Source organism: Synechococcus sp. BSA11S (assembly GCF_014224355.1).
In the GTDB taxonomy this organism is placed as follows: domain Bacteria; phylum Cyanobacteriota; class Cyanobacteriia; order PCC-6307; family Cyanobiaceae; genus Regnicoccus_A.
Window position 1 is genome coordinate 24,681 of sequence record NZ_VNWP01000002.1, and the last position, 21,193, is coordinate 45,873.

General features: G+C 66.1%; 25 protein-coding genes and 1 tRNA gene. 5 read left to right on the forward strand and 21 right to left on the reverse strand.

Going from position 1 to position 21,193, the window contains the following annotated elements; genetic code table 11:
- Nucleotides 1-64: 64 nt before the first annotated feature.
- From FPZ61_RS01985 to pyk, 3 genes are all read right to left on the reverse strand, one after another.
- Nucleotides 65-340 (reverse strand): DUF1830 domain-containing protein, encoded by a 276-nt coding sequence (locus FPZ61_RS01985; protein ID WP_185464620.1) that lies wholly within the window; start codon nucleotides 338-340, stop codon nucleotides 65-67.
- 142 nt (nucleotides 341-482) lie between these two features.
- Nucleotides 483-1,712, reverse strand: coding sequence for an ABC transporter permease (locus FPZ61_RS01990; RefSeq protein ID WP_185464619.1), 1,230 nt, complete (start codon nucleotides 1,710-1,712; stop codon nucleotides 483-485).
- A 104-nt stretch (nucleotides 1,713-1,816) separates the two neighbouring features.
- Nucleotides 1,817-3,604 (reverse strand): pyruvate kinase, encoded by a 1,788-nt coding sequence (gene pyk / locus FPZ61_RS01995; RefSeq protein ID WP_185464618.1) that lies wholly within the window; start codon nucleotides 3,602-3,604, stop codon nucleotides 1,817-1,819.
- Nucleotides 3,605-3,678: 74 nt separating this feature from the next.
- Between pyk and FPZ61_RS02000 the strand changes: the two genes are divergently transcribed.
- On the forward strand, nucleotides 3,679-4,008 hold the full coding sequence (locus tag FPZ61_RS02000) for a nucleoside triphosphate pyrophosphohydrolase family protein (protein ID WP_185464617.1): 330 nt from the start codon (nucleotides 3,679-3,681) through the stop codon (nucleotides 4,006-4,008).
- A 162-nt stretch (nucleotides 4,009-4,170) separates the two neighbouring features.
- Entirely contained in the window at nucleotides 4,171-4,599 is a 429-nt protein-coding gene (locus FPZ61_RS02005) for a hypothetical protein (protein ID WP_185464710.1), read from the forward strand.
- Nucleotides 4,600-4,618: 19 nt separating this feature from the next.
- On the opposite strand, the gene FPZ61_RS02010 is transcribed toward FPZ61_RS02005, so the two are convergent.
- The 3 genes from FPZ61_RS02010 to ilvA are packed head-to-tail and all read right to left on the reverse strand — an operon-like array spanning nucleotide 4,619 to nucleotide 7,099.
- Nucleotides 4,619-4,909, reverse strand: a complete 291-nt coding sequence (locus FPZ61_RS02010; RefSeq protein WP_185464616.1) for a YggT family protein — start codon at nucleotides 4,907-4,909, stop codon at nucleotides 4,619-4,621.
- A gap of 30 nt (nucleotides 4,910-4,939) precedes the next feature.
- The gene (gene scpB / locus FPZ61_RS02015) at nucleotides 4,940-5,482 is read right to left on the reverse strand and encodes an SMC-Scp complex subunit ScpB (protein ID WP_185464615.1); all 543 of its coding nucleotides are present in this window, start codon (nucleotides 5,480-5,482) and stop codon (nucleotides 4,940-4,942) included.
- 54 nt (nucleotides 5,483-5,536) lie between these two features.
- Nucleotides 5,537-7,099: a threonine ammonia-lyase, biosynthetic gene (gene ilvA / locus FPZ61_RS02020; protein WP_185464614.1), complete on the reverse strand. Its 1,563-nt coding sequence runs from the start codon at nucleotides 7,097-7,099 to the stop codon at nucleotides 5,537-5,539.
- Nucleotides 7,100-7,206: 107 nt separating this feature from the next.
- On the opposite strand from ilvA, the gene dxs reads away from it, so the two are divergent.
- Nucleotides 7,207-9,117 carry a 1-deoxy-D-xylulose-5-phosphate synthase gene (gene dxs / locus FPZ61_RS02025; protein ID WP_185464613.1) on the forward strand — a complete coding sequence of 637 codons (1,911 nt, stop codon included), beginning with the start codon at nucleotides 7,207-7,209 and terminating at the stop codon, nucleotides 9,115-9,117.
- A gap of 109 nt (nucleotides 9,118-9,226) precedes the next feature.
- On the opposite strand, the gene psaK is transcribed toward dxs, so the two are convergent.
- The 4 genes from psaK to FPZ61_RS02045 form a co-directional block, all read right to left on the reverse strand.
- The gene (gene psaK / locus FPZ61_RS02030; RefSeq protein WP_185464612.1) at nucleotides 9,227-9,484 is read right to left on the reverse strand and encodes a photosystem I reaction center subunit PsaK; all 258 of its coding nucleotides are present in this window, start codon (nucleotides 9,482-9,484) and stop codon (nucleotides 9,227-9,229) included.
- A 69-nt stretch (nucleotides 9,485-9,553) separates the two neighbouring features.
- Nucleotides 9,554-9,874 carry a DUF3593 domain-containing protein gene (locus FPZ61_RS02035; protein WP_185464709.1) on the reverse strand — a complete coding sequence of 107 codons (321 nt, stop codon included), beginning with the start codon at nucleotides 9,872-9,874 and terminating at the stop codon, nucleotides 9,554-9,556.
- A 35-nt stretch (nucleotides 9,875-9,909) separates the two neighbouring features.
- On the reverse strand, nucleotides 9,910-10,209 hold the full coding sequence (locus FPZ61_RS02040; RefSeq protein WP_185464611.1) for a DUF2499 domain-containing protein: 300 nt from the start codon (nucleotides 10,207-10,209) through the stop codon (nucleotides 9,910-9,912).
- A 153-nt stretch (nucleotides 10,210-10,362) separates the two neighbouring features.
- Nucleotides 10,363-10,506, reverse strand: coding sequence for a chlorophyll a/b-binding protein (locus FPZ61_RS02045; protein WP_185464610.1), 144 nt, complete (start codon nucleotides 10,504-10,506; stop codon nucleotides 10,363-10,365).
- A gap of 132 nt (nucleotides 10,507-10,638) precedes the next feature.
- Here FPZ61_RS02045 and csaB point away from each other — a divergent pair, with 132 nt between their 5' ends.
- Complete coding sequence (csaB, locus tag FPZ61_RS02050; protein WP_185464609.1) at nucleotides 10,639-11,715, forward strand: polysaccharide pyruvyl transferase CsaB; 1,077 nt, start codon at nucleotides 10,639-10,641, stop codon at nucleotides 11,713-11,715.
- A 108-nt stretch (nucleotides 11,716-11,823) separates the two neighbouring features.
- On the opposite strand, the gene FPZ61_RS02055 is transcribed toward csaB, so the two are convergent.
- The 8 genes from FPZ61_RS02055 to FPZ61_RS02090 all read right to left on the reverse strand — a co-directional run bounded on the left by FPZ61_RS02055 (nucleotide 11,824) and on the right by FPZ61_RS02090 (nucleotide 18,071).
- The gene (locus tag FPZ61_RS02055) at nucleotides 11,824-12,402 is read right to left on the reverse strand and encodes a peroxiredoxin (RefSeq protein WP_370593335.1); all 579 of its coding nucleotides are present in this window, start codon (nucleotides 12,400-12,402) and stop codon (nucleotides 11,824-11,826) included.
- Between the two features lie 22 nt (nucleotides 12,403-12,424).
- Nucleotides 12,425-12,661, reverse strand: a complete 237-nt coding sequence (gene rpmB / locus FPZ61_RS02060) for a 50S ribosomal protein L28 (protein ID WP_185464607.1) — start codon at nucleotides 12,659-12,661, stop codon at nucleotides 12,425-12,427.
- 99 nt (nucleotides 12,662-12,760) lie between these two features.
- Nucleotides 12,761-14,656: a molecular chaperone HtpG gene (gene htpG / locus FPZ61_RS02065; protein ID WP_185464708.1), complete on the reverse strand. Its 1,896-nt coding sequence runs from the start codon at nucleotides 14,654-14,656 to the stop codon at nucleotides 12,761-12,763.
- Nucleotides 14,657-14,744: 88 nt separating this feature from the next.
- A complete protein-coding gene (locus FPZ61_RS02070; RefSeq protein WP_185464606.1) occupies nucleotides 14,745-14,927 on the reverse strand; it encodes a hypothetical protein in 183 nt (60 codons plus the stop codon).
- 300 nt (nucleotides 14,928-15,227) lie between these two features.
- Nucleotides 15,228-15,458 carry a ferredoxin family protein gene (locus tag FPZ61_RS02075; protein WP_185464605.1) on the reverse strand — a complete coding sequence of 77 codons (231 nt, stop codon included), beginning with the start codon at nucleotides 15,456-15,458 and terminating at the stop codon, nucleotides 15,228-15,230.
- A gap of 77 nt (nucleotides 15,459-15,535) precedes the next feature.
- A complete protein-coding gene (locus tag FPZ61_RS02080) occupies nucleotides 15,536-16,711 on the reverse strand; it encodes an ATP phosphoribosyltransferase regulatory subunit (protein WP_185464604.1) in 1,176 nt (391 codons plus the stop codon).
- An 81-nt stretch (nucleotides 16,712-16,792) separates the two neighbouring features.
- Nucleotides 16,793-17,668, reverse strand: a complete 876-nt coding sequence (locus FPZ61_RS02085; RefSeq protein WP_185474730.1) for an inositol monophosphatase family protein — start codon at nucleotides 17,666-17,668, stop codon at nucleotides 16,793-16,795.
- A gap of 34 nt (nucleotides 17,669-17,702) precedes the next feature.
- A complete protein-coding gene (locus FPZ61_RS02090; protein WP_185464602.1) occupies nucleotides 17,703-18,071 on the reverse strand; it encodes a 2Fe-2S iron-sulfur cluster-binding protein in 369 nt (122 codons plus the stop codon).
- Nucleotides 18,072-18,132: 61 nt separating this feature from the next.
- Between FPZ61_RS02090 and FPZ61_RS02095 the strand changes: the two genes are divergently transcribed.
- A tRNA-Ser gene (locus FPZ61_RS02095) sits at nucleotides 18,133-18,219 on the forward strand.
- 140 nt (nucleotides 18,220-18,359) lie between these two features.
- Here the strand turns inward: FPZ61_RS02095 and pstB are convergent.
- From pstB to pstC, 3 genes are read right to left on the reverse strand one after another with little or no spacing between them, the layout of a single operon-like run.
- The gene (pstB, locus tag FPZ61_RS02100; RefSeq protein ID WP_185464601.1) at nucleotides 18,360-19,178 is read right to left on the reverse strand and encodes a phosphate ABC transporter ATP-binding protein PstB; all 819 of its coding nucleotides are present in this window, start codon (nucleotides 19,176-19,178) and stop codon (nucleotides 18,360-18,362) included.
- A 40-nt stretch (nucleotides 19,179-19,218) separates the two neighbouring features.
- Nucleotides 19,219-20,112 carry a phosphate ABC transporter permease PstA gene (gene pstA / locus FPZ61_RS02105; protein ID WP_185464600.1) on the reverse strand — a complete coding sequence of 298 codons (894 nt, stop codon included), beginning with the start codon at nucleotides 20,110-20,112 and terminating at the stop codon, nucleotides 19,219-19,221.
- A 10-nt stretch (nucleotides 20,113-20,122) separates the two neighbouring features.
- Nucleotides 20,123-21,085 (reverse strand): phosphate ABC transporter permease subunit PstC, encoded by a 963-nt coding sequence (gene pstC / locus FPZ61_RS02110; protein WP_370593334.1) that lies wholly within the window; start codon nucleotides 21,083-21,085, stop codon nucleotides 20,123-20,125.
- Between the last annotated feature and the right edge of the window lie 108 nt (nucleotides 21,086-21,193).

Genomic DNA, 21,193 nt, shown 5'->3' on the forward strand with positions numbered 1-21,193 from the left:
CCGCCGCGCCATGGCTTTCAGCTTGTCATGGTTACCTTCAGCCGCGAGCTTCGGTGACAGAGCTTCAGCTGATGCTCAGCCAGGCAGGGTCGTCGCTTTCCTGGATGGTGTCGAGATCGGGGGGCTCGATCAGCAGGTCGGCGCTCGGCAGTGTTTCCAGCAGTTCAGGTCCCCCCAGGCCGTGGGTCCAGATTTCCAGTTCCGCTCCCTTGGGGGCCTGGAAACTCAGCAGTTCAAAGGGGAAGATCACCCGCTCGAGGTAGAAGTCGCCGGGCCCGCAGGAACGCAGGATCACCATACGGTCGCTGGAATTGCGATAACCGCAGGAGAGCAGGGCCAAGGGAGGAGTTTCGTCGGGATTCAACCATCAAGCCACCATCCCCCCAGGTCTTTGGTCACGGTCAGCACCGTTCAGCTTTCTTAAGGTTTTCTTGATGAGCCACCGGGGCCGGCACCCTGGTGGTTCCGCAGGATCCGTGTCATCAGAGGCTGCGCAGGGCGACGATCGGATCCAGGCGCGAGGCCCGGCGTGCCGGCACCACCCCGAAGAACAGCCCGATCGATCCGGACAGTCCCACCGTGAACAGCACGCTGCTGCTGTCAATGCCCGCCGGCAGGGGCGTGAAGCGGCTGACGGCCGCCACCGTTCCCAGGCCCACAGCACTGCCGATCAGCCCCCCCAGGCTGGCGAGCACCAGCGATTCCACCAGGAACTGCAGCAGCACATCACCACTGCGGGCACCCACGGCCTTGCGCAGGCCGATCTCCTGGGTGCGCTCGCTCACCGACACCAACATGATGTTCATGATGCCGATGCCGCCCACCAGCAGAGAAACCCCGCCGATCGCCCCCAGCATCAAGGTGAGTCCCCCGGTGATCGTGCCCACGATCGAGAGGGCGTCCTGCTGGGAGCGCACGGCGAAATCGTCTTCTCTGAGGATGCGATGCCGGCGGCGCAGCAGGTTGGTGATCTGAAATTTGGCCGCGCTGGTGCTCGCTTCGTCGCGGGCTTCAGCGCTGATGAAGGTGAGCACGACCCCATAGGTGGGATCCCGGCCGCTCAGCTTGCTCACCATCGTTGAGAGGGGGATGTAGGCGGCTTCGTCCTGGTTGGTGCCGAAGGCGGCACCTTTGGCGGCCATCACACCGACCACCTCGAAGGACTGATCGCGGATGCGCAGGGTCTGGCCGATGGCGGAGCCGGAGGGCAGCAGCTTCTGCTTGAGATCAGGGCCGATCACTGCCACGTTGCGGGCCCCATTGATGTCGTCCTCGCTGAAGAATCGGCCCCGGGCGATCTCGAAGCGACGCACCGGCAGGAACTCGGGCGTGATCCCCGAAACAGAAGCGTTCGAGCTGTTTCCCCCCGACTGCACCACCTCGTTGATCGTGATCTGGGGAGCCACACGGCGCACGCTCGGCACCTGCTCGGCGATCGCCTCGGCGTCCTCCAGCACAAGGGTGCGCGGATTCTGGATTCCCTGACGGCGGGTGTCGTTGTTACCGGGCACCACGAACAGGACGTTGGCCCCCAGGGTGTTGAGCTGGCCCTCCGCCAGGTTCTGGGCCCCTTTGCCCACCCCCACCAGGGTGATCACCGAGGCGTTGCCGATCACGATCCCCAGCATGGTCAGCAGGCTGCGCAGCCTGTTGGCCTTGAGGGTGTTGAGGGCCATCCCCACGGTTTCCGCCATGGGCAGTTTCGAGGCCATGGCCACCAGCAGAGTTCAGATCCGCATCATGGCCAGCAGTGGCTGCTGCCGGCGGGATTGACCCGCCGGCCCCGGAGATTCAGGCCGATAACGAGAACTCTGTCTCAGAGGATCGTTTCGCTGCGGTCAGCCTGGGTGTGGTTGCGGGCACCGCGGTGCACGATCCCTTCGCGCACCTCCAGGGTCACGAATTCGCCAAGGCGCAGGTCGGACGTGGCGTTGGCCACGCCCACGATCACGGGAACCCCCAGCCGCTGCGCGATCACCGCAGCATGGCTGTCACAGCCGGCTTCTTCGGCGATCACCCCCTTGGACTTGCGGATGGCATCGAGGTAGGCGGCGGTGGTTTCGCGCACCACCAGGATCTCTCCGGTCTCCAGCCGAGCCGCTTCCTCGGCGTTGGTGGCCACGCGCACCCGGCCGCTCACCGAGCCGTTGCCGATGCCGAGGCCCCGGCCCAGCACCGCCGAGACGATGCCCACCTTGACCAGGTCAGTGGAGCCGCTCACTCCGGAGAGGGTGCCTGCGGTCTGAACCACCAGATCGCCCTCCCTGAGCAGGCCCCTCTCCTGGGCCACGCCCATGGCCAGAGTGAAGGTGCTGGTGGTCGACTTCTGGTGGCCGATCAGCAGGGGGTTCACCCCCCAGACCAGCTGCAACTGGCGGGCGACCTGCACCTCGCTGGTGATCGCCAGGATCGTGGTGGAGGGGCGGAACTTGCTGACGTTCCGTGCCGTGGCCCCGCTCTTGGTTAACGGGAGGATCGCGGCGGCCTGCAGCTGGCGGGCGATCGTGCTCACCGCCTGGCTGATCGCATTGGGGATGGTGGAGGCGATGTGGCTGTCCACGACCCTGCGGGGATAGTCGCGCTCGATCCGACGGGCGATGCGCGCCATGGTCTCCACCGCCTCCACGGGGTAGTCACCCACGGCGGTTTCGTTGGAGAGCATGACGGCGTCGGTGCCATCGAGGATGGCATTGGCCACGTCACTCACCTCGGCCCGGGTGGGGCGCGGGCAGCTGGCCATGCTGTCAAGCATCTGGGTGGCGGTGATGATCGGGATCCCCAGGGTGTTGGCCTTGCGGATCAGCTCCTTCTGGAGCAAGGGCACCTCCTCGGCGGGCATCTCCACCCCCAGGTCGCCCCGGGCCACCATCACGCCGTCGCAGAGTGGCAGGATCGCATCGATCTGGTCGATCGCCTCGAACTTCTCGATCTTGGCGATCACAGGTGTGCTGTGCCCCTGGCTGCTGATCAGCTCGCGGATCTCCTGCATGTCGGAGGGGTTGCGCACGAAGCTGAGGGCCACCCAGTCGACCCCCTGCTGCAGGCCGAAGCTGAGGTCCTCCCTGTCCTTGGTGGTGAGGGCCCGGATCGAGAGCTGCACGTCGGGGAAATTCACCCCCTTGTTGTTGGAGAGCACCCCGCCAACCACAACGGTGCAGTGCAGGGTCTGCTCGGGAATGTCCACCGAGCGGACCACCATCTCGACCCGGCCGTCGTCGAGCAGGATGCGGCTGCCTGCTGTGACCTCATCGGCCAGGCGGTCGTAGGTGATGGTGGCGATGCTCTGGTTGCAGCTCACCGGCCGGGATGTGAGGGCGAAGTGGTCGCCGTTGGCCAGGGTGATCGGACCGCCTTCGAAGCGGCCCAGGCGGATCTTGGGACCCTGCAGATCCTGGAGGATGCCCACATGGATGCCCAGCTCATGGGCCACCTGACGGATCGTGGCGATCCGTGCGGCATGTTCGGAATGGTCCCCGTGGGAAAAATTGAGCCGAAACGTGGTGGCCCCGGCCTGGATCAGGTCCCGCAGTCGCTGGGGGGACTCCGTGGCTGGACCGATGGTGGCCACGATCTTGGTGCGACGCGACAGATCGGGCTGCGCCATCGGAAAGGCCGAAGGTTCAGGCGGAAACTACCATCCGGTCCCGCCCCGCTCCTGCCACCGATGGTGCCGAACCCATGGATCTGAACCAGTACCAGCGCCAGGCACGCACCACGGCCCGTTACCCCCAGGTGGGCTCCAATCCCATCTATCCCACCCTTGGGCTCTGCGGTGAGGCCGGTGAAGTGGCCGACAAGGTCAAGAAGGTGCTGCGCGATCGGGGCGGGGTGTTCGAGCCTCCGCTGGTGGCGGATCTGGCCCTCGAACTGGGTGATGTTCTCTGGTACGTCGCCCAGCTGGCCAGTGAACTGGGGCTTGATCTGGAGGCCGTTGCCCGGGGCAACCTGGCCAAGCTGGCCGCCCGGGCCGAACGCAACACTCTCGGAGGCAGCGGCGATCACCGCTGAGGGCCGGCCTTGAAGCCATTCTCTTCAGATCCCCCTCGCCTGGCCCAACGGATGCCCCTTGCGAAGAATGCCCTGAGACCACCCTCCCCCAGGCCCGCTTCAGGGGGCCGGGTCCGGAGCCTGCCCAAGGTGCTGGCCCTGGCGCTGGCCCTGCTGCTGCTGATGGTCCCGGCGGCACCAGCCTGGGCGCTGGACCTGGCCGTCAGTGAGATCCGCCTGGAGCCCTGCCCGGCGGATGATCCCGGAGCCCAGCCAGAGTTGAAACGTCCGAGTGGGGCCCGTTGCTATGCCCTGCGTGGCACGGTCAGCAACCCGCGCTCCCAGCCGGTGATCGACGCGGATCTGTTCGCCGTGATCAGTGACCGCAGCGGTGAGCCGGTGCTTCAGAACCGCACCCGGGTTGGTTCGATCGGCGATGTCCCCCCGGGCAACTCCAGCTTCGCCCTGCGCCTGGCGGTGCCGGCAGGCACCCCCGGTCCCCTGAGGGTCAGCCATGCCAAGGCCAGAGGCTTCAACGCCCCGGTGCGGGTGCGTGCCGGCTCAGGCGATGAGCTGCTGCCGCTGGAGCAGGCCCTGCTCGATCCGGGCTGAGCGGCCCCAGGAGGTCCGCTCAGTAGCCGAAACCACCCATCAGGGAACCGCTGAGGTTGCCCAGCAGCCCCTGCACGAGGCTGAGGGTGATGAAGGCGATGATCGCCGAGAGATCAAGACCTCCCAGGGGCGGAATCAGGCCGCGAAAGGCGTTGAGGTAAGGGTCGGTGATCGAGCTCACCGTGCTCAGGACAGGGTTGCTCCAGTCGAGGTTGGGGAACCAGCTCAGCAGCACCCTGACCAGCAGCACGAGGCTGTAGATGCTGAGGGTCTGCGCCAGCACGGCCAGGATCTGGCTCAGGATCGACATGGACAAGGCCTGAAGTGACGTCATCCGACTCTATGCAGCTTCGTTGCCCCCTGTCCTGTCCTGGATGGCTGGAGGGGTCTCCTGCAGCCGGGTGACGGCGAAGGTGCGGTGGAACTTGTCGCTGAGGCTGATCCAGAAGGAGCGGCCGTCGCTCTGTCGCCGCCGCTCGATGAAGTCCTGGGCCAGCAGCTCCTTGATGTGGTCGTAGGCGCCAGATCCGCGCAGCTCCACCAGATCCGACTGCAGGATGCGCCGCTTGAGGGCCACGGTGGCCAGGGTGCGCAAGGTACCGGTGGAAAGGTCCACCGGCAGCAGCGTCTGGACCAGATCGGAATGGCTGTCGCGCAGCTGCAGGCTGAAGCGCTGACCCTCCTGGCGGATTTCCAGAGCCGTGTCCCGGTGGGCATAGTCGGCCATCAGGGTGATCAGGGCCAGCTCCACCTCGCCCCGCTCGATCGGATCGCTCAGTCCGGCCGAAGCGATCTCGGCCAGCTCGCCCAGGCTGAGCGGGCGGCCCTTGAGGTAAAGGATGGCCTCAAGCCGGGCCGGCAGAGACAGGGATTCGCTGGACATGCTCGCCGCCGCCCATCGTTGGTCGCACGGTACCGCAGCTGACCAGGGGGAGCCTCAGGCCAGGGCCGGCACCGGCTGGCTGGCGGGGCCGAGGAACAGCCGATAGGCCGGGTTCCCGGTCTCGTCCCAGTGGCGGTACCCCAGGCCGGAGAGGAAGCGGTCCCACTCCTCGGAATCCCGCTCCTCCACCTGAACCCCCACCACGATGCGGCCCACGTCGGCCCCCTGGTTGCGGTAGTGGAAGATGCTGATCGACCAGTTGGCGTGGAGGGCGTTGACGAAGGCCATCAGGGCGCCAGGCCGTTCGGGAAACTCGAAGCGATAGAGCAGTTCCCGAGGCAGGGCAGCCCCGGCGCGGCAGGCCGCCTCCGGCAGGCGCCCGCCCACCATGTGACGCAGGTGCAGCTTGGCCAGTTCGTTGTCGCTGAGGTCGAGGCAGGGGAAGCCACCCTGGCTGAGCTTGCTGATCAGAGCCTCGGTGTCCCGGCGCCCGTCGATCTGAACTCCCAGGAAAATGTGAGCCAGGCGGTGGTCCGCCATGCGGTAGCTGAACTCGGTCAGGCTGCGGGAGCCCAGCAGCTCACAGAGCTGGCGCAGGCTGCCGGGTCGCTCGGGAATCTCCACCGCCAGCATTGCTTCACGCTCTTCCCCCAGCTCCGCCCGCTCGGCCACGAAGCGCAGCCGATCGAAGTTCATGTTGGCGCCGCAGGCCACGGCCACCAGGGTGCGTCGCTTCAGTCCGCGCCGCTGCACGTCGGCCTTCATGCCGGCCACCGCCAGGGCTCCTGCCGGCTCGAGGATCGAGCGCGTGTCCTCAAACACGTCCTTGATCGCCGCGCAGATCTCATCGGTGTCCACCGTGACCATGGCGTCCACATAGCGCCGGGCCAGTTCAAAGGTGTGCACGCCCACCTGGCGCACCGCCACCCCATCGGCGAACAGCCCCACCTGCTCCAGGCTCACCCGCCGGCCCGCCGCCAGGGAGCGGGTCATGGCATCGGCATCCACCGGCTCGACGCCGATCACCTCCACCTCGGGCCAGACGTTCTTGATGAAGGCGGCGATGCCTGCGATCAGGCCACCACCGCCCACAGCCACATAGATGACATCGGGTGGAGCCGAGCACTGGCGGAGGATCTCCAGGCCCACCGTGCCCTGGCCGGCGATCACCTCCGGATCGTCGAAGGGATGGATGAAGGTGAGGCCCCGCTCCTGCTCCAGGACCCTGGCCTGGTGGCAGGCCTCGTCGTAGGTGTCTCCGTGCAGCACCACCTCGGCCCCGCGGGCGGCCACGGCCCGCACTTTCATGGCGGGGGTGGTGAGCGGCATCACGATCACCGCGTGACAGCCCAGCCGATCTGCTGCAAGAGCCACCCCCTGGGCATGGTTGCCGGCGCTGGCGGCGATCACCCCCCGCTGCAGCTCGTCGGCCCCGAGCTGGGCCATGCGGTTGTAGGCGCCGCGCAGCTTGAAGGAGAACACCGGCTGCAGGTCCTCACGCTTGAGCAGCACGGTGTTGTCCAGCCGCCGCGAGAGGTTGGGGGCCGGATCCAGCGGCGACTCGATCGCCACGTCGTAGACCCTGGCCCGCAGGATGCGCTGCACTGTGTCGTCCATCTCCCCAGTGTGCCGGGCCTCTGGAGGGTCGGCTTCAGGAAAGGTGACTGTTGCCCCCACTCCTTTGGAGGCAGGACCTAGATTGAATTCTCAGATCTGATCAGGGTATGCATCTCAGCGAGCTGAGCCATCCCAACCAGTTGCATGGCCTCAGCATCGGCGAGCTTGAAGCCATCGCTCGTCAGATTCGTGAGAAGCATCTGGAGGTGGTGTCCACCAGCGGAGGCCACCTCGGCCCGGGCCTGGGCGTGGTGGAACTCACCCTGGCCCTCTACCAGACCCTCGACCTGGAGCTGGACCGGGTGGTGTGGGACGTGGGTCACCAGGCCTATCCCCACAAGCTGATCACCGGGCGGTATCACCAGTTCCATACCCTGCGCCAGCAGGGCGGTGTGGCCGGTTATCTCAAGCGCAGCGAGTGCCGCTTCGACCACTTCGGTGCAGGTCACGCCTCCACCAGCATCTCGGCGGCCCTGGGCATGGCCCTGGCCCGCGACCGCCGTGGCGAGGAGTTCAAGTGCGTGGCGGTGATTGGCGATGGCGCCCTCACCGGTGGCATGGCCCTCGAGGCGATCAACCACGCTGGGCACCTGCCCCGGACCCCGCTGCTGGTGGTGCTGAACGACAACGACATGTCGATCTCGCCGCCGGTGGGAGCCCTCTCCACCTATCTCAACCGCATGCGGCTGAGCCCGCCGCTGCAGTTCCTCTCCGGCAGCGCTGAGGAGGCCTTCAAGCACCTCCCTTTCATGCATGGCGAGCTGCCTCCCGAGCTGGAGCGGCTCAAGGAGAGCATGCGCCGGCTGGCGGTGCCCAAGGTGGGCGCGGTGTTCGAGGAGCTGGGCTTCACCTACATGGGCCCGATCGACGGCCACGACATTTCCGAGATGGTGCGCACCTTCACCGCCGCCCACCGCTGCGAGGGGCCGGTGCTGGTGCATGTGGCCACCACCAAGGGCAAGGGTTATCCCTATGCGGAGGCCGATCAGGTGGCCTACCACGCCCAGTCGGCCTTCGACCTCAAGACCGGCAAGGCCTTTCCCTCCAGCAAGCCGAAACCCCCCAGCTACAGCAAGGTGTTCGGGCAGACCCTGGTGCGGATCTGTGAACAGGATCCCACCGTGGTTGGGATCACCGCGGCCATGGCCACCGGAACTGGCCTCGATCTGCTTGAGAAAGCTCTGCCCAAGCAGTATTTCGATGTCGGCATCGCCGAGCAGCATGCGGTCACCATGGCGGCCGGGATGGCCACGGCCGGGCTCAAGCCGGTGGTGGCCATTTACAGCACCTTCCTCCAGCGTGCCTACGACCAGCTGATCCACGACGTGGGCATCCAGAAACTGCCCGTGACCTTCGTGCTGGATCGGGCGGGCATCGTTGGTGCCGATGGGCCCACCCACCAGGGCCAGTACGACATCAGTTATCTGCGGGCCGTGCCGAATTTCACGGTGATGGCCCCCAAGGATGAGGCCGAGCTGCAGCGCATGCTCGTCACCTCGATCGGCCATGACGGGCCCTGCGCGATTCGCATCCCACGGGGCGAAGGGGAGGGGGTGCCCCTGATGGAAGAAGGCTGGGAGCCCCTTCAGATCGGCCGCGGCGAGCAGCTGGCCGATGGCGATGATCTGCTGATCGTGGCCTATGGCGCCATGGTGGCACCAGCGATGGCCACCGCCGGTCTGCTGCAGGAGCAGGGCATCCGGGCCGCTGTGGTCAACGCCCGCTTCCTGCGCCCCCTGGATGAAAGCCTGATTCTGCCCCTGGCCCGCCGCATCGGCCGGGTGGTGACCATGGAAGAAGGTGCACTGCCCGGGGGATTCGGCGCGGCGGTGGTGGAATGCTTCAACGACCACGAGGTGATGGTTCCCGTGTTCCGGATCGGCATCCCCGATCAGTTGGTGGACCACGCCAGCCCCACGCAAAGCAAGAAGGCCCTGGGCCTCACTCCGCCCCAGATGGCCGAGCGCATCCTTCAGCGCTTTGCCCTCGGCGTCCGCCGTCAGCCGGTGGTGGTCTGAACCACTGTCTCAAGACACTCGCTCAGATGATCTGAGGCTCAGCAAAAAGGGCGGGTGATGGCCCGCCCTTGAACACTCTCTGACTGGGTGAGGGTGTGGCCGCCTGTGCTCAGAGCACGCCGCGTGAGGCCAGACCCTGGATGGCACCGATGCCGAAGATGTGCCCCAGGCTGGTGGTGGCCAGCAGCGAGGCGTGGCTCAGGCCGCCGAAGAACTGGGCGTTGGGCAGTTGGGCACCTTCGGAGGGGTACTTGATGGTGGCCTTGCCGATGCCGATGGCGATCACATTGCACACGATCATCACCAACGCCACCTTCGGCGACCAGGTCAGCGAGGCGGGCGCCATGGCGAGAAGAGGAGCGATCATGGTCGATCAAAAACTGACGCCCCATCCTCTGGGGGAACCGCTGGGTGTTCACCGACGCTTAAGACTTGTTCACTGCTCAGGCCCGGATGACGGCTCGGCTCCGCGGCTGAACCCCCAGAGCACCAGCAGGTTGGCCAAGGTCAGGAAGGACTCGGCCCCTCCGTGCAGCAGATCGACATCGGCCAGCTGCTGGCCGAAGCGTTGCTCCGCCACCACTGCGGCAACGATGGTGACGGCCACGAACACCAGCGTGAACTGGAAGCCCCGCAGGGCCAGTGGGGGGAAGCGATCGCTGCGTCGGGCCCAGCGCAGGAAGGCCAGATAGGGCAGCAGGGAGAGCACGAACAGGGGACCAGGGTCGACCGATGCCAGGGACGCCAGCCAGCCCATGGAGGACCCGCCGCTGCTGCCGAACAACAACGGGCTCATGGCCGGCTCCCCTCAGGCAGCAGCCTCCAGGCCGCCGCGGCCAGGGCCACGTTCCCCAGCAGGGTGGTGCCGGCCTGGAAGACCACCAGACCCTGAAGCTCCAGGGGGTTGTCGAACAGATGCCAGGTGCAGGCCGCCATTGCACTCACCAGGGCCGGCAGCATGGCCAGGGCAAGCCAGCGCCATTCCGCTTCTCCGCGGCGCTCTCCCCAGTGGATCACGGCGGCCATCGCCAGCATCCACTCCAGCACCGAGGCCACATGGATCCACCAGGTGGGCAGTGAAAGGGCATGCATGGCGCCCGGCACACACGTGGAGCCGTAATTTACGGACTTCCGAGGCTGACCTGCGGCCAGGTGCTGGCCAGGCCAAAGGCTCCGGGGGAGCAGATCCAACAAAAAACCCTGCCCGCAAGACGGACAGGGTTGATGAAATTCAGGTTGGCTGGTTCAGCCCAGGCCGATCTGGCTGAGGATGCCCTGGCCGGTGAGCAGTTCGGTGGCCAGGCCGATCACGAAGCCGAGCATGGCCAGACGGCCATTCCAGGTTTCAGCGAAGGAGACGAAGCCGAAGCGGGAATCGGAGGTGGTCATCACTTGTAAAGCAGTGTTGCGCAAACTGTAACAGCAAGTAACCGGCTTGGCCACGTTCTCGGTGAGTTCGTGCCAGTGCCTGCCGCCACGGGCTGCTCCCCTAACGTCTCTGAAGATCGCAGCGGGTGTCTGGTGGAGCCAGCCCAGAAGGGGGTTCATCCGCTGCTCTGCGGGTACTACGGCGAGCACAACCTGGGAGACGATGCCCTGCTCGCCGCCTTGCTGGCTCAGTTGCCCGAGGGGTGTGAGCCCATCGTCACCGCGTTCGATCAGGGTGAAGTGCAGCAGCGCCTGGGGGTGCGCACCTGCCCCAGGCGCGAGTTCAAGGCGGTGCGCCGAGCTCTGGGCAGTTGTGATGCCCTCGTCCTCGGAGGCGGCAGCCTGCTTCAGGACGCCACCAGCTTCCGCAGCCTTCTGTACTACGCTGCTCTGATCGTTTCGGCTCGGCTTCAGGACAAGCCGGTGCTGCTCTGGGGCCAGGGGCTCGGCCCCCTGCGGCGTCGGCGCAGCCGCCTGCTGGTGCGGCGATTGCTGGCTCTGGTGCAGGCCAGCAGCTGGCGTGATCCCCAGTCAGCAGCTCTCGCCGCAGCCTGGGGACATGGGGGCCTGCTGGGCAGTGATCCCGTCTGGTCGCTGACACCGCAGCCCTGGCACGGTCGCCAGGGTCCGCTGGTGCTCTGCTGGAGGCCCACATCACTGCTCCAGGGCGAAGACTGGAAGCCCCTGCTTGAAGCCCTGGACGCCGTGGCGGCGGCGGCGGACCGGGAGGTGATCTGGCTGCCGTTTCACCGCGATCAGGACCGTGGGTTGCTCGCCCAGCTTGCGAGCCAGGCTCTGCTGCCCCAGCGGCTGGCCTTGCGCAGCCGGGAAGTGCAGGTGGCCACTCCCGGGGAGGCGATGGCCATCTTCAGCAAGGCCGGCCTGGTGCTCTCGATGCGGCTGCATGGGCTGATCGTGGCGGCTCTTGCCGGTGCCCCCCTGGTGGCGCTCAGCTATGACCCGAAGGTGAGCGCTGCAGCCACAGCCCTGGCCTGCCCCTGCCTCGAACTGGATCAGTCCAAGACCCACGCGGCCCTCGAGCAGTGGCACGGGCTGGCCCAGACCTGGAGGCTGCAGCTGGATCAGCCGCCCCAGCCGCTGGTGGTGGAGCGGTTGCGCCGGGCCAGCGCTGTGCATGGTGATCTGCTGGGCCGCTGGCTGGGCCGCTGAGCGGGCTCTGTTCAGCGCAGAGACTGCCCAGAGTGAACAACGCTGCCGCGAAGTGGAAACCTGCTCCAGGCATTCACGGGATGACCGGCTTCTGGAGCCTTCGGGCGCTCAGAGCTGAAGGCTGATCAGTTGATCAAGCACCTCTCGGCTGTGGCCAAGGGGGCGAACGGCCACCCAGCGGGCCCTCAGCACTCCTTCAGGGTCGATCAGGAAGGTGTGCCGCTGGGAAAAGGGGGCGATCCAGGATCCGTAGCGCCGGCTCACGACCCCGCCGGGATCGGAGAGCAGGGGGAACACCAGCCCTTCGCTGTCGCAGAAGGAGGCATGGGCCTCGAGATCATCGGCGCTGATGCCCACGACATCACAGTGAAGCTCCTGGAACTCTCCAAGATCCCTCTGGAAGCCTCGCGCCTCCAGGGTGCAGCCCCCGGTGAAATCCTTGGGATAGAAATAGAGGGCCAGCCAGCGACCATGCAGGTCACTGAGCCCGAGGCTGCCTGAGGGATCCAGTCCGGGGCCGAAACCGGGCAGACGGAACTCGGGGGCCGGCTCACCGAGAGAGGGGAGACTGCCGCCAAGGGCCCGGGCCTTGCGCGGCCAGGAGAGCAGAGCAGCTCCTAGGCCTGACAGGGCCATGGCCGCGCGGGCGTGAACGATCGCTCCTTCCAGGAGTTGGCGACGGTTCACTGGGCGCAGACTCGGAGGGAGCTCAGAGTTTGGCCAGGTTGATGCCCAGTTCGCGGGCGTAGGCGCCAAGGCCTTTTTTCTGGATGGTGCGCAGGGTGCGGGTGGCGACCCGCAGCTTCACCCAACGGTTGCCTTCAGCCCACCAGAGACGGCGTTCCTGCAGGTTGACCTGTTGAAGTTTCTTGGTGCGCACGTGGGAATGGCTGACAGCCATGCCGTTGTTGGCGCGCTTGCCGGTGAGCTGACAAACCCGGGACATGAATCCAGCCGATACGCAGGGAACAGGCAACCACCAGAAATCCGGGATGTTGCCAAGAAATCATCTTAACAAAGGGGGCGTGGCCCCCATCCAGCGCATTCAGCCGAGGCCCTTCTCCATCAGCCGGCCCATCAGGTCGGCGCTGCGCTGCTGGAAACCGGCCAGTTGGTTCGGCTCCAGGCCCCCCACCGCCAGGCGGGCCAGTTCATAGATGTGGCAGCTGATCTCCTCGGCCAGTTGCTGGCTGGGGGAGCTTGTGCCCACACCCGTGAGCACGGCGCCACTGGAGAGTTTCTGCAGGCCAGCCACCAGGGGGTGACGGCGGTTGACCACCAGCACATGGTGGTCAGGCAGTCCGGGCAGGCGCTGCTCCATCAGGGCGCCGATGTCGTTGAGGCGGCGCATCTGCTCCGGCAGCAGGATCAGGGCCGCCGGCGTGTTCTCCCCCTTGAGCGCCTGGACCTGGATGGTCACCTTCTCGTTGGCCAGGGCACCCCTGAACAGCTCCCGTAACTTCTCGGAGCTGTCGGTGCCGTCAGCATCACTCAAGCTGCTGTCCTGCTCCTGGATGCTGGCATCGAGTTCCGCGTCCACCCGCTGGAATTTCAGCTCCCCGTGGCGGTCCTCCAGCCAGGGGATGAACTGGGCATCGATCAGGGTGTCGGCCAGAAGCACCTCGGCCCCCTGCCCCTGCCAGAGGGCCAGCGGCCCGGCCTGGGCGGCTTCATCGGTGCAGTAGAGGATGCGCTGCTCCTCCGCGCTGCTCAGGCGGCTGCGGTAGCCGGAGAGGGTGGTGTAGGCCTTCTCGCCGACCGCGATCGGGTCGGGTTCCGCTGCGGCCGCGGTGGTGCCGAACAGGATCAGCTCGGCCACCTGATCGGCGAACTTCTCATCCTCCATGGCGCCGATCTTGATGAAGGGAGCGATCCCTTCCCAGATCTCGGCATAACGGGCTGGCTCATCGCGGTGCAGTTCCTTGAGCCGGTCGCCCACTTTCTTGGCAACGAAGCCACCGATCGAGCGCACCCTGCGGTCCGTCTGCAGGGCACTGCGGCTCACGTTCAGGGGGATGTCGGGGGAATCGATCACGCCGCGCAGTGGCAGCAGGTAGCGGGGCACCACCTCCTTGATCGAGTCGCTCACGAAGACCTGATTGCAGTAGAGGCGGATCTCGCCTTTCTCCCAGTCGGCCCGGCCGGTGATCTTCGGGAAGTAGAGGATGCCCTGCAGGGTGTAGGGGTAGTCGGTGTTGAGGTGCACCCAGAGCAGGGGGTCACCCTGGAAGGGGTAGAAGTAGCGATAGAGCTGGATGTAGTCGTCGTCGCTGAGGTCGCGGGCACTCTTGCGCCAGGGCGCCTCCCGTTTGTTCACGGTTTCGCCCTCCAGCTGCACCTCCACGGGCATGAAGTCGCAGTAGGTGGTGATCAAGGTGCGTAGGCGGGCGGGCTCGATGTACTCGAGCTCCTCCTCCATCAGGTGCAGGATCACGTCGGTGCCGGGTTCGCTGCGCTCGGCGGCCTCGAGGCTGAAGTTGGGGGAGCCGTCGCAGCTCCAGCGCACGGCCTCGGACCCTTCGCGGGCACTGAGGGTCACCAGTTCCACCTGGCTCGCCACCATGAAGCTGGAGTAGAACCCAAGGCCGAAATGGCCGATGATCGCCTCCTCTTCGCGCTTGTACTTCTCGAGAAAGTCTTCGGCGCTGGAGAAAGCCACCTGGTTGATGTAGCGCTTCACCTCCTCGGCGCTCATGCCGATGCCGTTGTCGGAAATGGTGAGGGTCTTGGCCTCGCGGTCGATGCGGATCTGGATCCTGCCCTCGTCGCCCTCGCTGCAGTCGCCGGCCATGGCGGCCATGCGGCGCTTGCTGATGGCATCCACCCCGTTGCTCACCAGTTCCCGCAGGAACACCTCATGACCGCTGTAGACGGCTTTCTTGATGATCGGGAAAATGTTTTCGGTATGGATCTGGATCTGGCCCTGTTCGGCTTGAAGCACAGTCCCACTGGCAACGTCGTGCCGTTCAGGATCGATCCCGGCAGGGGGTCCCGCCAAGGGGGCGCCATGGGCAGGAAACCGTCCCCCACTAGGGCAGGAGGCCCCCGGCGAACAGCTCACCCTGGATCAGCCTCTCCCAGGGGGGCGGCTGCACGGCGGCTTTGGTGACCCGGGTGGTGTGGCGGCGTGGGTTGGGTCTGCGCGGCGGCGTCTCGCTGAGCCAGGGCTCATCCGCAGCGCGAAAGACGGCATAGGGGGAAGCGACGGTCAAGGGCACCTGTGGCAAGTACAGGTGTACTAGCTCGGTCCGGGTTCGCTGTCAACGTCGGTCTGGTCGCTGGTCGCCGTGTGTCAGGGCGATGGTGCCGGGGGGACGGCTGAACCAGTTTCTTTCTCGCTGTGGGGGATTCCCGGCTCAGAGCCTGCTCAGAACTTGCCCAGTTCACGGCGCAGCCTCAAGGTCCCCCGGCTGCCGTTGCCCCTGGGGGTCTGAGCCGGGCAGCCTGCCTGGGCCGGGGCGAGGCCTGAAGCAGCCAGTCCAGGCCATCGGAACAGTTTCGCCGGCTGAAACCTACTGGAAGCCGCCCTTCTGCAATCCTGGCTTCTCCTCAGGCAGGATCGCGCCGCTCACCGGACACACCTGCAGGCAGATGCCGCAGTCGATGCAGGTGTCGAAATCGATCCAGTAGAAGGATGTGCCCTTCGCATTGGCACCCTGACCCGGGTGGATGCAGGCCACCGGGCAGGCATCCACGCAATCCGCCACCCCCTCACAGATGTCGGTGACGATGCTGTGGGCCATGGCTGCTGAAAGCTGCGAATGTGGATCCTAGAAATTCGCCGCGTCAGGGCGCTGCCGGCTGAACCTGACGCGGCCGTTCAGTGGAGCCACTCCAGGGCCGAGCAGCCCCGGCGCTGGGCGGCCGCTTCGGCCTGATCCCTGCTGGGACAGGCATCGGGGAGCAGTTCTGCGCTCTGGCCCTTGTCGTGCAGGCGGGCGAGGCAGTCCAGGGCCCTGGCCAGGCTGGAGTGGTTGCCGTAGGCCACCAGCACCGGCCGGCCGGCCGGATCGCGGCTGCCGGGCCTGAGCAGCAGATCCCGGATGTCCTCGATCGAGAAGCCGAAGCCCACCCCGGCCGCCTCGGTCGCCTCTGCTCCGAAACGACCCACCAGGGCGTCGTAGCGGCCGCCGCTGGCAATCTCCACCGGTGCCTCGGCTCCCAGGCAGACCAGCTTGAGCACGATGCCGTCGTAGAGGTCGAAATGGGGCTGGAAACTGGGATCGAGCTGCAGGCTGATGCCCAGCCGTGCGGCCGTGGGGGCCACGATCTCCAGGGAGCCAGCCAGCTCGTCGATCAGGGGGCTCTCCCCCAGATGGCGTCGCAGCTGGGGGAGCACCACCGTCGGCTCTCCGCGCAGGCGCAGCAGCGCCTGCAGCCGATCGATCTGGGCCTGGGGCAGGGGCAGACGGGCGATCGCCAGGGGATCGAACCCCGAGAGGGCCTGGCGCGCCCTGGGGCGATGGGCGGCGGGCAGGTCCTCGAGCAGGGCGGAGAGAACGCCGTGGTGGCCCACCAGCAACCTGGGTTGATGGCTGGCCTGGAGGCCGAGGGTTTCGCTGCAGGCGAGCAGCAGGGCCATCAGTTCGGCGTCTGCGGCGGCGGAGCGGACCCCCAGCAGCTCGACGCCGCTCTGGAGACGCTCGCTCAGACGCTGGCCGCCGCCATCACCTGTGAAGGTGCGGAAGGTGCTGCCCTCGGCCCACAGCCGCAGCGGACGGGGCCGATCAGCCAGGCGCGTGCAGGCGGCCCGGGCGATCGAGGCCGTCAATTCCGGCCGAAGCCCGAGGGGCTCCTCGGCGATCAGCCGGGCCACGTCGCGCTCGGCGATGCCGCCACCGGCTTCGAGGGTGTCGAGGCGCTCCACCATCGGCGGCGCCACCTCCCGGTACCCCCACAGCCGGTACACCGCCGCCAGGCGCTGGCAGAGCTGGCGGTTGCGGTCCACCTGTCGCGGGTGCAGATCCCTGGCGCCGGCGGCGGGTTGCAGGGCCATGGGCGCAGAGCAGCTGGTGGAAGGGAGTTCCTGGATCCTATGGACCGGCCGTACGGGGGCCGGATGGGGCTGGCCGGGGGTTCAGGGGTCGAGCTCCGGGGCTCCGTACAGGTGGCCGGGCAGGGGCCTGCAGTGGGCGAGCCCATCGATCAGGGCCGCCTGAACCCCAGGCGTGCAGGCGATCAGCCGACCTTCAGCCAGGTCAGCGGTGCTGCCGTCGTATCGGCTGACCACCCCGCCCGCCTGCTCGACGAGCACCACACCTGCGGCCAGATCCCAGGGGGAGAGGCCCCGCTCCCAGTAGCCGTCGAGCCGGCCGGCGGCCACGAAGGCCAGATCCACCGCTGCCGCCCCGCCGCGGCGCACACCGCGGCTGCGGTGGGTGAACCAGCAGAACTCGGTGTAATTGGTGTCGGGCTGGCTCTGGCGGTCGTAGGCGAATCCCGTGACCAGCAGGGACGCCGCCAGGTCGCGGCAGCCGCTCACCCGCAAGGGGCGGTCGTTGCACCAGGCCCCCAGCCCGGGAGCAGCCCAGAAGAGTTCATCGAGGACCGGAACGCTGATGGCCCCCAGCAGGGGAGTGCCCCGCCAGGTGAGCCCGATCGATGTGGCGAAGAAGGGATAACCGTGGGCGTAGTTGGTGGTGCCATCGAGGGGGTCCACGCACCACTCCAGATCCGATCCGGTGTTGCGACGTCCACTTTCCTCCGCCAGCACCCCCAGTTCCGGGGTGTGGGCCTCAAGCACCGCCAGCACCGCCTGCTCCGCCGCCAGATCGGCCTCCGTGACCAGATCACCGGCGCGTCCCTTCTCGCGGATCTGCTCCAGCTGGCCGAAGTGATGGGCGAGCACCCCGGCGCCGGCCGTGGCGGCTTCTCTGGCCACGGCGGCGAGGCGCTCGAGCTCGGCGCTGTTCAGGGCTGACTCGATCAGGGCCTGCTCGGAGAGGCTGCTCACGGGCTTCGGAAACGGCAGAGTTGGGCTGGCTTCATCATTCCTCGTCAAGCGGGAGACCAGGCTTCACCTTTCCGCGGCCGAAGTAGCGGCCGAACTGCAGCTCATACACCTCGTCCTCCTCCTGGGTCTCCACCTCCAGCGGACCGGTGGCCCTGGCTACGCAGAGGAGGCCATAGCCCCGCCGTCGCAGCTCCTGGGAGAGCCCAAGAGCTTCCTGCTGATCGATGTCGCCTGAGATCACGCGCACGGCACAGGTGGTGCAGCAGCCATTGCGACAGCTGAAGGGCAGGGGTTCCCCCTGGGCCTCGAAGCTGCGCAGGATGTACTCCCCTTCGGGGACCTCCAATCGGATCACCCGATGTTCCTGACGCCAGTGCACCGTGATTGGGAAGCTTCGTGTCATTGGACGGGGTAGGACCCTCTGGGCTGACTGCTACATTGCCACCTGCCCCATGACAGCCCCTGGAGAGGTGGCCGAGTGGTCGAAGGCGCAGCACTGGAAATGCTGTATAGGGGCAACTCTATCGAGGGTTCGAATCCCTCCCTCTCCGCTTCCAACCAACGAGCCGGCTTCAACAGCCGGCTTTTTTCTTGATGGTTTGGCCTGCTGGTGGGGGAAGCCCTATGGCACAGGTGAACGCACCGCAGCACCGGGTGATGCGGCCCGAGAGATCCATCGCTGCCCTGCTCCTCAGCCGAAGCGGCCGGTGACGTAATCCTGGGTGGCCTGTTGCACCGGGGCGTTGAAGATGCGCTCGGTGTCGTTGAATTCCACCAGGTAGCCCACCTTGCCGCTGCCGCCTTCCACGGCTTCGGCATTGAAGAAGGACGTGTAGTCCGAAACCCGTACCGCCTGCTGCATGTTGTGGGTGACGATCACGATGGTGAAGCTCTTCTTGAGCTCATGCATCATCTCCTCGATCTTGAGCGTGGAGATCGGGTCGAGGGCCGAGCAGGGTTCATCCATCAGGATCACCTCAGGCTCCACGGCGATGGCCCGGGCGATGCAGAGCCTCTGCTGCTGGCCTCCGGAGAGGGCGTTTCCGCTCTCCTTGAGCTTGTCCTTGGTTTCGTCCCAGATGGCGGCCTTGCGCAGGGAGCGCTCCACCAATTCATCCATGTCTCCCTTGAAGCCATTGATCCGGGCTCCGAAGGCAATGTTCTCGTAGATGCTCTTGGGGAAGGGGTTGGGTTTCTGGAACACCATGCCGATGCGGCGGCGCACCTCCACAGGGTCCACCTCACGGGCGTAGATGTCCTGGCCGTCGAACACCACCCGTCCGCGCAGGCTGCAGCCCTCGATCAGATCGTTCATGCGGTTGAGAGCCCGCAGCACCGTCGATTTACCGCAACCGGACGGGCCGATGAAGGCGGTGACCCTGTTGCGGGGGATGTCCATGTAGACATCGCGCACGGCCTCGAAGCTTCCATAGCTGATGGTGACATTCTCCAGGCTGAGGCAGCTGGGAAGGGTGCCGCTGGTGCTCGGTTGGTTGAGGGTGCTGGTCATGGCAGAGTTGGGAAGGGATGGGTGGTATCCGCGCCTGGGGCTAGCTGGAGGTGAACCGTCGTATCCAGCGGGCCAGGAGATTGGCGCCAAGAATAAGGATCACCAGAACGAAGGAGGCGGCCCAGGCCAGGGCGTTCTGAGCTTCGTAGGGCATGATCGCGAAGTTGAAGATCAACACCGACATCGAGGCGATCGGGTTGAACAACCCCTCGGGCCAGAAGGGTGAAAAGAGGGCGGTGAAGATCAGGGGAGCCGTTTCGCCGGCGGCTCGGGCGATGGCCAGCACTACGCCGGTGGCCATCGGGGTGAAGGCGCTGGGTAGCGTGATCCTTGTGATCGTGACGAATTTCGAGGCGCCGACGCCGATGGCCCCCCAGCTGAGCTCCTGGGGCACAAGCTTGAGCGCCTCGTCGGTGGTTTTGATCACCGTTGGCAGCATCAACACCGCCAGGGCGATGCCACCGGCCATGGCGGTGTACGACTGGCCGAAGAACAGACGGGTGGCCACGATGGCGCTGTACACGAAGACCCCGCAGATGATTGAGGGCACTCCGGCCAGGATGTCGTTGCCGAGCCGGATGAACTGGGAGAACCAGCCCCTGCGGGCATACTCCGCCAGGTAGATCCCTCCACCCACGCCCACGGGTATGGCGATCATGGAGCCCACGAGGGTGACCAGGAAGGTGCCGATGATGGCGTTGGCGATTCCCCCGCCTTCCAGGCCCGGGGCCGGTGGCAGTTGGGTGAACAGGCTGATGCTGATCAGCTTGCCCCCCTGGATCAGCACATAGATCAGCACCAGGACGAGGGGCAGCACCGCGATCAGACTGAACAGCGCGGCGATCGCGGTGAAGAGTCTGTCGGTTCGGTTGCGCTTCAGCCCCGGGTTGAAGCGCAGTGAGCGTGATGGAAGGGTGGCTGTGCTGAGGGTCATGGCGGGCTGCTCAGTTGTAGCTCAGGCTGAATCTGCGAACGATCCACTGGGCAAGGATGTTCACGGCAAAGGTCATCAGCATCAGGATCAGAGCTGCATAGAGAAGGGCTGAGACCTGAATGCCATCGGCCTCACCGAACTGGTTGGCAAGCATGGCCGAGATGGTGTTTCCCGGGGCCAGCAGTGACCAGCTGAAGTTCATCGAGTTGCCGATGATCATGGTCACAGCCATGGTTTCGCCCATGGCCCGGCCCAGGGCCAGCATCACCCCGCCGATGATCGAGGAGATGGCCGCCGGCAGGATCACATTGAAGATGGCGATCCAGCGGGTGCTGCCCACGCCGTAGGCCCCCTGGCGCAGCTCCTGGGGGACCTGATTGAGAGCATCGCGGGAAATGGCTGTGATGATCGGCAGGATCATCACCACGAGGATCAATATCGCCGGCGCCATGCCGGGTCCTTTGGGCACGGTTGAGAACAGGGGGAACCAGCCTAGGCTTTGGTGAAGGAAATTCAGGAATGGCCTGAGCAACGGCTCCATCACGAAGATGGCCCACAGACCCAGCACCACCGAGGGAATCGCCGCCAGCAATTCCACCATCACGCCGATCACCTCCCGCCAGGTGCGCGGGATCAGGTTTTCGGTGATGAAAATGGCTGTGCCTACCCCCAGGGGCACGGCAATGAACAGGGCCAACAGGGATGACACCAAGGTGCCGTAGATCGCGGTGAATGCCCCGTACTGATTGTTGACGGGATTCCAGCCCGAGGTGACAAGAAAGGAGAGACCGAAGCTGGCCATCGCCTCCTGGGCACCGTTGAACACCGTGAGGAAGATGCCCAGCAGCACCACGGCCACCAGGGAGGCCAGCAGGATCGTGAGCAGCCTGAATCCGCCGTCGATGCTGCGCTCGGACCATGGGCGGCGTCGCAGAGTGAACTGATCCTGACCCGTTTCCGATCGCATCACCATGGGGGCCGTAAGGAAAGTCGGGAGGCCGGCTCTTACCTCCTGGGTCCAGAACTTAGGTCTCGCCCGAGGCCCACGACCACTAAGAACGCTTTAACACTCATGCGTTTC